Source organism: Mammaliicoccus fleurettii (assembly GCF_002018435.1).
Lineage (GTDB): Bacteria > Bacillota > Bacilli > Staphylococcales > Staphylococcaceae > Mammaliicoccus > Mammaliicoccus fleurettii.
Genome location: NZ_MWJM01000007.1, coordinates 84,696 through 97,781 on the forward strand (window position 1 = coordinate 84,696; position 13,086 = coordinate 97,781).

Annotated in this window: 12 protein-coding genes; 3 read left to right on the forward strand and 9 right to left on the reverse strand. The window is 30.8% G+C overall.

Annotation, left to right across the window (positions count from 1 at the left end):
* Positions 1-8: 8 nt before the first annotated feature.
* From fadH to cstR, 6 genes are all read right to left on the reverse strand, one after another.
* A complete protein-coding gene (fadH, locus tag B2G86_RS07335) occupies positions 9-773 on the reverse strand; it encodes a 2,4-dienoyl-CoA reductase (RefSeq protein ID WP_078357479.1) in 765 nt (254 codons plus the stop codon).
* Positions 774-1,056: 283 nt separating this feature from the next.
* The gene (gene xylE, locus B2G86_RS07340; RefSeq protein WP_078357480.1) at positions 1,057-2,517 is read right to left on the reverse strand and encodes a D-xylose transporter XylE; all 1,461 of its coding nucleotides are present in this window, start codon (positions 2,515-2,517) and stop codon (positions 1,057-1,059) included.
* Positions 2,518-2,537: 20 nt separating this feature from the next.
* Positions 2,538-4,028: a xylulokinase gene (xylB, locus tag B2G86_RS07345; RefSeq protein WP_078357526.1), complete on the reverse strand. Its 1,491-nt coding sequence runs from the start codon at positions 4,026-4,028 to the stop codon at positions 2,538-2,540.
* A gap of 5 nt (positions 4,029-4,033) precedes the next feature.
* Positions 4,034-5,356 carry a xylose isomerase gene (xylA, locus tag B2G86_RS07350; RefSeq protein WP_078357481.1) on the reverse strand — a complete coding sequence of 441 codons (1,323 nt, stop codon included), beginning with the start codon at positions 5,354-5,356 and terminating at the stop codon, positions 4,034-4,036.
* A gap of 281 nt (positions 5,357-5,637) precedes the next feature.
* On the reverse strand, positions 5,638-6,393 hold the full coding sequence (locus B2G86_RS07355) for a sulfite exporter TauE/SafE family protein (protein ID WP_078357482.1): 756 nt from the start codon (positions 6,391-6,393) through the stop codon (positions 5,638-5,640).
* On the reverse strand, positions 6,393-6,653 hold the full coding sequence (gene cstR, locus B2G86_RS07360) for a persulfide-sensing transcriptional repressor CstR (RefSeq protein WP_000220507.1): 261 nt from the start codon (positions 6,651-6,653) through the stop codon (positions 6,393-6,395). Before cstR ends, B2G86_RS07355 begins: the two co-directional genes overlap by 1 nt.
* Positions 6,654-6,788: 135 nt before the next feature.
* Here cstR and B2G86_RS07365 point away from each other — a divergent pair, with 135 nt between their 5' ends.
* Together B2G86_RS07365 and cstB are read left to right on the forward strand one after the other, a co-directional pair.
* The gene (locus tag B2G86_RS07365; protein ID WP_078357483.1) at positions 6,789-7,853 is read left to right on the forward strand and encodes a DsrE/DsrF/DrsH-like family protein; all 1,065 of its coding nucleotides are present in this window, start codon (positions 6,789-6,791) and stop codon (positions 7,851-7,853) included.
* Between the two features lie 33 nt (positions 7,854-7,886).
* Positions 7,887-9,221 carry a persulfide dioxygenase-sulfurtransferase CstB gene (gene cstB, locus B2G86_RS07370; protein WP_078357484.1) on the forward strand — a complete coding sequence of 445 codons (1,335 nt, stop codon included), beginning with the start codon at positions 7,887-7,889 and terminating at the stop codon, positions 9,219-9,221.
* Positions 9,222-9,334: 113 nt separating this feature from the next.
* On the opposite strand, the gene B2G86_RS07375 is transcribed toward cstB, so the two are convergent.
* A complete protein-coding gene (locus B2G86_RS07375) occupies positions 9,335-10,483 on the reverse strand; it encodes an ROK family transcriptional regulator (RefSeq protein WP_142242931.1) in 1,149 nt (382 codons plus the stop codon).
* A gap of 319 nt (positions 10,484-10,802) precedes the next feature.
* On the opposite strand from B2G86_RS07375, the gene psm-mec reads away from it, so the two are divergent.
* The gene (gene psm-mec / locus B2G86_RS13190) at positions 10,803-10,871 is read left to right on the forward strand and encodes a phenol-soluble modulin PSM-mec (RefSeq protein WP_103323307.1); all 69 of its coding nucleotides are present in this window, start codon (positions 10,803-10,805) and stop codon (positions 10,869-10,871) included.
* An 84-nt stretch (positions 10,872-10,955) separates the two neighbouring features.
* Here psm-mec and mecI read toward each other — a convergent pair whose 3' ends face one another.
* Entirely contained in the window at positions 10,956-11,327 is a 372-nt protein-coding gene (gene mecI, locus B2G86_RS07390; protein WP_000369214.1) for a mecA-type methicillin resistance repressor MecI, read from the reverse strand.
* Positions 11,327-13,084 (reverse strand): beta-lactam sensor/signal transducer MecR1, encoded by a 1,758-nt coding sequence (gene mecR1 / locus B2G86_RS07395; RefSeq protein ID WP_078357486.1) that lies wholly within the window; start codon positions 13,082-13,084, stop codon positions 11,327-11,329. Before mecR1 ends, mecI begins: the two co-directional genes overlap by 1 nt.
* Positions 13,085-13,086: the final 2 nt, after the last annotated feature.

Here is a 13,086-nt window from a genome sequence, read left to right on the forward strand (position 1 = left end):
ACTGTTATCTAAAATGGGTTTCTATTTAACCATTGTCCACCATCCATCGTGATACAATCTCCATTTATATATTCCGCTTCTTTTGAAAATAAGAATCTAGCTAATCCTGCGATTTCTTCTGGTTGTCCCATTCTTCCTAATGGTACGCTATCTAATGTTTGTTGTTTTGCTTCTTCTGATAATGATAACTTTTTAGCGCCACCTGTATTATCTATTGGTCCTGGTGCAATGGCATTAACTGTTATACCGTATTTACTTCCCCATTCAACTGCAAGTGTTCTCGTCATTGCAAGTACACCTGCCTTAGCACTTGCTGAATGTATCACACCTGCTCCTGCAGTCCATGAATATGTTGCTACTATATTTAATATGCGCCCTTTGTGTCCACTTTTAATCCATTCTTTACCTACTGCTTGTGAACAATAAAATGTGCCATTTAAGACGATATCAATTACAGAGTTCCAACCATTTATAGTTAAATCTTCTGCTGCACATAAAAAGTTTCCTGCTGCATTATTAACAAGTCCATCTATTTTACCAAATGTTTTAATCGTTTCATCTACAGTATATTGTACTCTTTCAGTATCTCGAACATCCATATCTATACAAAGAACTTGACCATCATATTGTTCCATTTCTTTTTTAGCTTCTTCAAGACGGTCTAGAGTGCGACCAGTTATAACAACTTTAGCACCATCAGCAGCAAATCGTTTAGCCATTGCTTTTCCCATTCCACTACTGCCACCTGTTACGATTATCACTTTATCTTTCATATATATTCTCCTTAATGTTACTATATTTGAATAACTAAATTTAGTAAGCGCTTACATATAGTGTACAATAAGTTAGAATAAAGAACAATTGAACAGCTGTTACTAATCAATAAGACTATTGTCACTCTATATCACTATAATATAAAGAACCATCCAAGCTATTTAGCCTAGATGGTTCTTTGTTCTATTTTAATATCCAGATCCTACTTTATCTCCATCTTCATCGTACTCAGTTACTTCACCATCATCATCAATAATATATGATCCGGCTAAGTTACCCTCTTTAACTTCTATCTTGTATTGATTCTGTGAATACTGGTGGTTCAACATTGTCTGATGTTGTTTTTACTTTTTTATCTTTTTGCCATATTGTTTCTAACTCTTCTAATGTCTTACCTTTTGTTTCAGGGATGAATTTCCAAACGAATATTCCTGATAGTATACTCATTGCTGCGTAGAATCCGTATGTCATTGTTCCACTGATATCCATCATAAATGGATATGTTGATGTGATTGTAAAGTTTGCTAACCACTGTACGGCTACGGCAATAGCCATTGCACCGCTTCTTATTCTATTAGGGAATATTTCTGATAATAATACCCAAATAATTGGTCCCCAACTCATCATAAATGAAGCTGTATAAATAACCATGAAGATTAATGTAATGATTCCGAAGATCCCATTAGCTGTTAATACACTCATACCGATCATACCGATTGCCATTCCTGTTGATCCAATTATAAGTAATGGTTTACGTCCAAATTTATCTACATAGATTATAGCAATTAATGTAAAGGTTACATTTACTAATCCCATTACTACTGTTTGCATCATTGATGTATTGCTTCCTACACCTAAATTTTCAAATATTCTTGGTGCGTAATAAAGTGCAACGTTTATTCCGATAAATTGTTGGAATATTGATAGTAATATTCCGATAATAATAACTGTCTTACCGAAGCTGAATAATGGTGCTTTTATTTCTTTAGTTTTACTTTTTGTAGATAATATATCATTTAATACTTTCTTAGCATGCTCACTTGATGAATATATTTTGTTAAGTACAGTCAGTGCATCTTTATCTTTATTAACTAAAATTAAATACCTTGGTGTTTCAGGCACTAAGAATAATAATACGAAAAAGACGACTGCTGGAATTGCTTCTGTCATAAACATGTAACGCCAACCGATTAAATCAACCCAGCTTTGCGATTGACCGAATGTAATTCCATAGTTTACGAAGTATACGACTAACATACCAAATATAATTGCAAACTGATTCCAAGACACAAGTCTACCTCTTATTGAGGATGGTGAAATCTCACTGATATACATTGGTGAAATTGCAGAAGCTAATCCTACACCAATACCACCTATAATACGATAGATGTTAAACATAATAAGTAATCCAAGTGTTGATTCTCCTCTATCAAAAAACAGAAATTCTGGATAACCTGTTAAAACAGCAGAGATTATAAATAGTATAGCTGCTACTTGTAAAGATTTCTTACGTCCTAAACTTTTTGAAATATTTGAAGATAATATTCCACCTATGATACACCCTATTAATGCACTTGATACGGTTATACCATGTACGAAACTCCCATAATCAGCTGTAATATATTTTTGTAATGATTGTTCTGCACCAGAAATTACTGCTGTATCGTAACCAAATAATAGTCCACCAAGAGTTGCTATTAACGCAATCTTAAAGATAAACTTCTTATTATCATAACTACTCATTACCCCATCTCCCCAGTTCTTTATTTAAATTGAGTTAAACCTTTCGTTATTGGCTGAGTTGCAGTATAAATTAATTTATAGATGTTAAATAGTTTTTCATATGATTCTGTATGACTCGAAACAGGTGATACGTGTTCACGATAATTAATCCAAGTTTCGTTCATATCATTGAATGAATTAAACCATTGTTCACCCATTGCTGCTAGCATAGCTGCACCATATGCAGGGCCTTGTTCTTCTGTTCTTGTTGTAATTGGTACATTAAAGACATCTGCTTGAATTTGTAGCCACTCTGCATTTTTAGCACCGCCACCGATAGATACAATTTCTTTAATATCTATATCTTTACTTCTCATAATTTCAATACTTTCATTTATAGAATATGTAATGCCTTCAAGAACAGAACGTTTCATATCCAATTGAGTTGTATTTGCATCTAAGCCTATAAAGCTACCCCTAATAGATGCATCGTTATACGGTGTACGTTCACCTAATAAATATGGTGTATACATCAAACCATTTGATCCTAATTTTGATTTTGAAATATCTTGTAAAAATGTATTAAAGTCTTCAGATGGCTCAATCAATTGTTTGAGCCACTCTAAACTATAACCTGCAGAAAGTGTTACACCCATTACGTATTTTTGATTTGGTACACAATGACTGAAATAATGCATATTACCATCATTCTCGTAATTCGCACTATTCTCAATAGATAGTGCCACACCTGAAGTCCCAATACTTACAAGTTGTTTCGTTTCATCTGTAATTCCTGAACCGAGTGCTCCACAAGCATTGTCAGCTCCACCTTGATAAACATTTATTTCCCAGTCAATATTTAACTTCTCTTTAATGTCTTTTGTTAAAGTACCGCTTCTATCATGGGAAGCTATTACCTCTGGACAAATATTAAAATCAATATTTAATTGATTTAATATTTCTTTAGACCATTTTTCAGATTTAATGTTATACATAATTGTTCCAGCAGCATCTGATGGCTCTGTATAAATATTGCCAGTCAATTTATAAACAACATAGTCTTTAGGTAACATAAACTTATGAATTTTATTATAATTTTCTGGTTCATGTGCTTTTAACCACATTAATTTAGGAAGTGTAAATCCTTCGAGGACTGTATTTTGTGTATGTTTAAGTAACGTTTCTATACCAATAGCTTGTTTAATGTCTTCAACTTCTTGAGATGTTCGCGTATCATTCCATAAAATAGCTGGTCTTATACTATTACCATCTTCATCAACGACAACTAAACCATGCATTTGTCCTGAAAAACTAATACCTGAAATCGTTTCTTTATCAAACTTACTTAATAAGTGATTTAAACTATCTAATGTTGCTTTATACCAAATATTCGGATCCATTTCACTGTAACCAGATTGTGGATGCTCAGTCTTATAGCTAATACTGTGTGAATCAACTACTTCACCTTTTTTATTAACTACTATCGATTTCAAGCCACTCGTACCGATATCAATGCCAATTACGAAGTTCATCATTATCAGTCTCCATTATTAATATTTAAAATATATTGATTAATTTGAGTTTTAATAACTTCTAAATGATCAGATTCATTCTCGATTTTTTTAATATTATGTGCATATTCTTCAAGTTCTTTAAATGAAGTAGTACCTTCAACAATTTGTTTGCCTATACCTTCATTAAATGATTGGTATTTTTTATTAATAATATTTTCAAAGAAATTATCTTCTATCATTTTGTAAGCTACTTTTAAACCTAATGCAAATGTATCCATACCTGCAATATGTGTTAATAATAAGTCTTCTTGTTTAAATGAAGTTCTTCTAGGCTTAGCATCGAAGTTTAAACCACCTGGATTTAAGCCACCATTCTTAAGAATTTCGTACATAGCTAAAGTTGTATCATACACATCAGTTGGAAATTCATCCGTATCCCAACCTAGTTGTGGATGTCCCTGGTTAGCATCAACTGAACCTAACAATTGATTATCACGTGCATATCTCAACTCGTGTTGGAAAGTATGTCCAGCTAAAGTTGCATGGTTTGCTTCAATATTAAACTTGAAGATTTTATCTAAACCATATTTTTGTAAAAATGCATGTCCAGTAGCAACATCTGTATCATATTGATGAGAAGTTGGTTCTTTCGGTTTAGGTTCAATTAAAAATTGTCCTTCGTAACCAATTTCTTCAGCATAACTTTTCGCCATTTTGAAGAAATTAGCTAAGTTATCTAATTCTAATTTCATATCAGTATTTAATAAGCTTTCGTAACCTTCACGACCACCCCAGAATACAAAGTTTTCAGAACCTAACTTTTTAGCAATTTCTAAAGATTTTTTAACTTTTGCTGCTGCATATGCGTATACTTCAGCATTAGAAGAAGTTGCTGCACCATGAACAAAACGCTCGTGAGTGAAATTGTTAGTTGTATTCCATAATAATTTCTTACCAGTCTGTTTCATCTTCTCTTGAATTAAATCTACAATCACATCTAAATTTTCATTAGATTCTTTTAAAGTTTTACCTTCTGGAGCAATATCTACATCGTGGAAACAGAAATATTCGATACTTAATTTTTCCATGAATTCAAAAATTGCTTCAACACGAGCCTTCGCTTTACCCATTTCATCTAAATTAACCCAATCACGCTCAGCCGTACCAACACCGAATGGATCTGAAAGGTCAGCTGTGAACGTATGCCAGTATGCAACACTAAATCTTAAATGTTCCGCCATCGTTTTGTCGCCAAGTTTTTCTTCTGGATTATAATATTTAAAACTAAATATATTATTTGAGTTAGAACCTTCGTATTTTATTTTATCAACGTTAAAGTATGTCATGATAATCCCCCTAGTTTTAGTTGGTTAGTTTATTAAACAAACTAACTTTAAAAACAATATAGCATAACGAAATAAATATGTAAACGCTTACTCATTAAATTAAAAATATAGATTTAACCCAAATTTATTTTCATAACTTCTAGCTATTAGTGATCAGGTAAAATCTAAAAAATTCAAATATAAAAAAGGAGTGGGTAGAAATCTAATTTTATGAAAAAGATTTCGTATCCCACTCCTTTTAACCTATTATAGAAAATATCCTACATAAGTCATATGTGCAATTAAATTATAAATTGTATTATGGCGATTACTATTAATATAATTAGCATTCCTCGTTGAATAGAATCAGGTACTTTCTTACCCACTTTCAATCCTATCGGTGCAAAAATAATACTACCAATTATCAAAAAAATTGCACTTTCTACTGGTATATATCCTTGCATTAATTTTATAAAAAATGCCCCTACTGAAGATATAAAAGCAATTGCTATGCTATTGTTCACTACCGTATTCATTGGTAATTTAAATAATGCTAATAATACAGGAATGATGATAAATGCTCCACCTGCACCCACAATTCCCGAAATTACACCAATTCCAAATCCAACTATAATAAGTAGCAAAGGTTTAGATTTCGTCTCTTGTGTAGTAGGTTTAACTTTAATAAACATCAATATTAAAGCAAGTATGGCGATTATTACATATACCGTATTTACAAAAGTAGCATTAAACAAACTAGCTAAAATTGCCCCTAACATGCTTCCAATCAACATACCCCCTCCCATATATATAACAAGTTTAGGAGAGAAAGCTGGTTGTTTTCTTGCATTTAATGATCCACTAAGTGTACTGAAAAATACTTGACTAGAGGTAAGTCCCGAAGCAATATATGCACTATACGCAGGTATACCTATTAATGGTGGCAATATAAGAATAGCTGGGTAAATAATAATTGCGCCCCCAATACCTATTAATCCAGATATAAATCCACCCAGTACGCCAATTAGCAACATAATAGTCATATTTGCTATATCCATTATTTACTTTTAACTAATAAATTAACTGCTTCATTAATTAATTCTTGAGAACTTTCATTATTTTCTTCTGCTGTTTTGACGCATTCTATTAAATTTTCACTAATTATAATCCCCATTAAACGTTGTATAGAACCTTTAGATGCACTAAGTTGCGTAATTATATCTTTGCAATCTTTTTCTTCTTCCATCATTTTTACGACACCATTTAATTGACCTTGTATTCTATTTATACGATTAATCATTTTTTTATCATAAGTCATATTCATTTCCTCCACATAAATTGATTAAGTTAATAATAATAAATTAAAACAAAATTGTCAAATACCCCTATAGGTATTTGACAAATGATTCTATCCGTTTTATTATACCCTCATAGGTATTTATAGGAGGTAAGTATGGAACAATACAAAGAAGTACACATTAATTCATTAAACAAAGAAGAATTAGAAAAATTGGCAAAAATGGGTCAATTGATTGATGTTAGAACAAAAGAAGAATATGAATTAGGACACATTAACGGTTCAACTTTACACCCAGTAGAAGAGATTAAATCATTCAATAAGAATAGCAACAAAACGTATTATATACATTGTAAAAGCGGTAACCGAAGCACTAAAGCTTGCGATTATTTAGCCAAACAAGGTTATGATGTCGTGAATTTAAAGGGTGGATATAAAGATTATGAAGCAAAGAACTTCAATAGTGCTCCTTTAATAGAAAAAGATATTGAAATCAAAGAGAATCGTAAACAATTTGATTTTAGAGGTCTTCAGTGCCCTGGACCTATTGTTAATATCAGTAAAGAAATTAACAATATTTCAACGGGTGAGCAAATCGAGCTAACAGTTACAGATCCTGGTTTCAATAGTGATATTAAAAGTTGGGCGAAACAAACAGGGAATACCCTTGTAAATCTTACTGAAGAAGCAAATGTAATTAATGCAATTATTCAAAAAGAAAAGCCAAAAGAATTTGAAATCAATGACACTGCTACAGGTACAACAATTGTTTTATTTAGCGGTGAGTTAGATAAGGCAGTAGCAGCAATGATCATCGCAAATGGCGCTAAAGCAGCAGGTAAAGATGTAACTATTTTCTTTACTTTTTGGGGCCTCAACGCATTAAAAAAAGCGCAATCAACTCGCGTTAAAAAGAAAGGTATTTCCAAAATGTTTGACCTTATGTTACCTAAGGATCCAATACATATGCCATTATCAAAAATGAATATGTTTGGACTAGGTAATATTATGATGCGTTATGTAATGAACAAGAAAAATGTTGATTCTTTATACTCACTTATCGATCAAGCAATCGATCAAGATATAAAGTTAATTGCTTGTACCATGAGTATGGATGTTATGGGAATTTCAAAAGAAGAATTAAGAGATGAAGTCGATTATGGTGGCGTAGGTACTTATATTGGACATACTGAGCAAGCAAATCATAACTTATTTATCTAATTAATAAAATCTATTTTAAAAAGGAGTTTTTTTATGTTTTTCAAACAATTTTATGAAGACAATTTATCACAAGCATCTTATTTAATTGGATGTCAACGTACAGGAGAAGCAATGATTATTGACCCTATACGAGATTTAACAAAATATTTAAAAGTTGCAGATAAAGAAGGATTCACAATTACTAAAGCTGCAGAAACACACATTCATGCTGATTTTGCTTCAGGTATTAGAGATGTGGCAAATAAATTGAATGCAAGTATATACGTATCTGATGAAGGTAAAGATGAATTTAATTATAAAAATATGCCTAAACAAACACATTTCGTTAAGCATCAAGATATTATCTATTTAGGAAAGATTAAATTAGAAGTCTTACACACTCCAGGCCATACCCCTGAGAGTATTAGTTTTTTACTTACTGACGAAGGTGGGGGTTCCAGTATACCAATGGGATTATTTAGCGGTGACTTCATCTTTGTTGGTGATGTAGGTAGACCAGATCTATTAGAAAAAGCTGTAAATGTTGAAGGTTCTACAAAAATCGGAGCAAAACAAATGTATCAGTCCATACAATTTGCTGCAACATTACCAGACTATATTCAAATTTGGCCAGGTCATGGTGCAGGGAGTCCTTGTGGTAAAGCGCTAGGTTCATTACCTACAACTACTTTGGGTTATGAGAAAATAAACAACTGGGCTTTTAATGTTAAAGATGAAACTTCATTTATCGAAACTTTAACACTCAATCAGCCAGCTCCACCACACCATTTTTCACAAATGAAAAAAATAAATCAATTTGGTATGCAAATGTACCAACCATATAATGTTTACCCTAGTTCAAGCAATACACAAACTGCTTTTGATCTTCGAAGTAAAGAAGCATTCCATGGTGGTCATATGCATGGAACTATCAATATTCCTTTTAATAAAACTTTTATAAATCAAATTGGTTGGTATTTAGATTATGACAAAGATATTGAATTAATTGGCGATAAATCTACCGTTCAACAAGCTATTCATGCTTTACAATTAATTGGTTTTGAAAATGTAAAAAGTTACCGTTTGCCACAAACAAATATCGTCACATCATCTATTCATAGTTCTGAAATGACTGGTGAAGAACATAATGTATTAGATGTTCGTAATGATGATGAATGGCGTAAAGGTCATTTAAAACAAGCAATTCATATTCCTCACGGTAAACTTTTAAATGAAGATATACCTTTCGATAAAAATGACCTAATTTATGTACATTGTCAATCAGGTGTTAGAAGTTCAATAGCGGTAGGAATATTAGAATATAAAGGATTTACGAATATTGTTAACGTTAGAGGTGGCTATCAACATTTACCAGCATCTTTAAAATAGTTTTCTTCTGCAATAGAACTATAAAAATCCCTCAATCCGAAAATTCAATTCGGATTGAGGGATTTTTTTATAAAGACAATTACGAACTTTGATTATTCATTTGAATTAGTCTTTTATGATTTTATATCTAAGTATATATCATTAATCTGCAGTACTTTTTGGATAATTGCTAATGTGCCACCTAACAAAGTTGCAAATTTCACATTTGATGTTAATTTTATTTGAATTTCGTTACGTGAATATTGTTTGAACTGGTTCTTAATTGCTTCTAATATTTCAGGCATTTCATTGAACAATGGACAGTTAATGTAAATTGCATTCGGATTAAACTGGGTGTTTAAATTATGTATTAAAACAGCAATTTTATTTATAAATTGTTCCATTTCTTCAACTACGACTGGATTTTTTTCATTATAAAATTGAATTAATTTGCTAAGTGTCATCTTCTCATTTAGTTGATTACTTAAATTATGCAATAAAGCTTCTTGTGAAAAAATATCTTCAATCTTATGAAAGATCTCCACATTATCACTAACTTTTGAGACAAGTGTTTTTCCAATTTCACCCGCTTCTCCATTTGCACCACGATACAATTGATTATTAATTATGAGCCCAGCACCTATGCCTTTATGTATACTTAAAGCAATAAGATTATTGTAGGATAAATTATGATTAAAATTACGTTCATATAACGCTGAAAGATTCGCTTCATTTTCAACTACGACTGGAACATCAGCAATTCTTCTTATCTCTTTACCAATAGATATCCCTTCAGTTTCATGGAATGGTAAATATGTCACATGCTGCTCATTATCCACAACTCCATGTATAGAAACAGACACACCTAATAGTCCGTTATAAGTATCAAGTTTCTCCTGAATATCAATATGTTTTTTTATTATGCTTAATATACTACTAACCTTTTCATCAGGTAAATCATAAGATTCATGCTTAATGACATTACCATCAAAATAATTGTACATCACTTCAACAGAACTATAAGTTAAATCCAAAGAAATAAAATAACCATAAAGATGATTAACCTTCAGAAGAATAGGTTTTCTACCACCACTCTTCGTGCTATCACCCTCACCAACCTCATTAACAAGAGATTTATACTTTAACTTATTCAAAATACTAGAAATCGTTGCCTTATTAATCTCAAGATTTTTAGATATTTGAGTACGCGAAATATTATGATGGTTATAAATTTCCCTTAGCACTCTTTTTTCATTATCATTTATATTTAAAATATTTTCCATAATTGCCTACCCCATAAGTTATTTTGAATTTAGTTTATAGTTTATCATGTATTTTTATACCAACTATTTTAACATAAATTAAATTAAACCTTAGAACAACTTAAAACCTCACTTAGGTTATCATCTTCGTTCTTTTATTTTTTTTATTATTTCAATAAATTACGTATTTCCAATATGACGATTTTTTATGCAAAGTCGTTGTATGTTTTTCAAATTTTTGACATTTATGCAATCTAAATAGCCAATTAGGGAATTTTTAACATTTTTTATTTGTTTGATTTTATACTTAATGTATCTTAAATAGAAAGAGGGTATGCATATGGATTTCACTGGTGTTATTACAAGCATTATTGATTTAATCAAGACTTGCATTCAGACTTTCGGTTAATTTTTTCAACTAAAAAACAGAGGAAATATTCAACGACTTGATTGTTTCCTCTGTTTTCTATGTATTGTTGTAAACACAACAATTTTATTTTTTATTCAATATATTTCTCAATTCTTCTATTTCATCTTGTGATAGATCTTCTTTTTCTACAAAGTTTAAGACAAGTGAATTGAAGCCGCCTTTGTATACTTTGTTGATAAAGTTTTTAGATGTTTTATATTTTATATCACTTTCTTCTACTAGAGAATAATATTGAAAAATTTTATTGTCTTTTTTTCGATCTATAAATCCCTTTTTATACAATCTCGTTATAAGTGTACGAATGGTTTTTGGACTCCAGTCCTTTTGCATTTGTATTTCTTCTATTATATTATTCGCACTTGCATATTTTTTCATCCAAATGATATTCATAACTTCCCATTCTGCAGATGATATTTCATACGTTTTATTATCCATTATATTAACTCCATTTCTTTTAAAATACGCTCAGAAATTTGTTGTGCTTTTTCGCCATTCGCATTGTCTTCGCCTTTTAAATGTGTAGCAAAATAATACGTATTATCTTTCGTTTCAACATAACCTACGAACCATCCATTTGCTTCTTTGTGATTCACGATTCCTGTTCCAGTTTTACCTACATATTTATAAGTATCTTTTTGTTTCAAAGTCATACTATTTTCAACTTTTTCAATAGCCTTATTATCAAAATGCATGTTATGTTGTTTCATATTTTTCAACAAATTAACCTGTTCTATTGCAGAAATTTTTAATGAAGATTCATTCCAATAATTTTCATTCCCTGATATTTCTTCATTACCATATTCAATTTGATCTAAATAAGATTTAACCTCATCTTGTCTTAAATGTTTGTTTAAATTTTCGTAATACCAATTTACTGAATATTTCATTGAAGAATTTAAATTTTGATCTTGGTTCCATTCTTTAAATGGATATTGATGTTTATCCCATTGTTGTTCAGTATGATTTAATGAGAGTAAATTTTGGTCGAATGCCATTAACGCTAAATAAATTTTGTAAGTAGAATTAGGTGAATATCGTTGTTTACTTTCTGGTTCATTATAAATAGAATAAGCTTGCTCCCGTTCATTATAAAGCACAAAACTTCCATCAAATCCTTTGAAATACGGAGCTAGTTGATTTAATTTTTTATATGATACATTTGTTTCATATTTGTCTTGTTGAACATGTGCAGATAGTAACGGTGCTTGTATTAAAAGCGATATACTACATACAATATACGCAACAATACGCTTGTTTCGATTAGGTTTAGGCATTGAATCATAAAGTGCAATATACTTAACACGTTCTTTAATATTTGAATTAAAACCTAGTAAATATTGTGCTGCCACATTATTTATGTGCTGAGATTTTAAAATAGAGCATTTTAATATCGATTCACCATAACGTATATGTTCATGGCGATTCAAAATTTTTAAAACGTTTCTATCACATACTTTTTCACAGTCATTGTCCATCATTGTTTTACTTATATATAGTGCAGGATTAAACCAGAATATCATTTTAAAAACAACATAAAGCTGGTTGAATATTAAGTCATGACTTTTCACATGTGATAGTTCATGTAGAATAATATATTCAATTTCTTTGTCATTCATGGTTTCGACTACGACAGTTGGTAGTACAATTTGAGATTTCACTATACCAAATACCATCGGATTATCAATGTTTGAACTACAACTAATTGTTATATGCTTTTTGTAGAACTGCATCTTACTTTGACATACTTTAAGTCGTTCATTAAGATATGGCGATTCCAATGATGAACTCTTAATAATATTAATTTGTCGGAATGCCTTAAACATATAAAATAAGCACAACAAACTACCAAATACCCATATCAAAAGAATCATATACGTTATATTTGAGGTCTCAAACTGATTAACATTAATTGCTAAGTCTTTCGTAACAGATGATTGTTGACCATCTAACATATGACTAACCGAAGAAGTCGTGTCAGATACATTTCGATTCATCATATCTTTTGAAAATGTAAAATTCGATATTTTGTAAAATGGTATTAATGGAATTAACGTGGAGACGAGCACTAATAACCAAATCTTATGTGACATAATATTTTGAGTATATTTTATATAGAGCATTCTCACTAAAAAAATTACACATATCGTGAGCAATGAACTGATTATACTTAACATTAAAAATGATGATAACACCT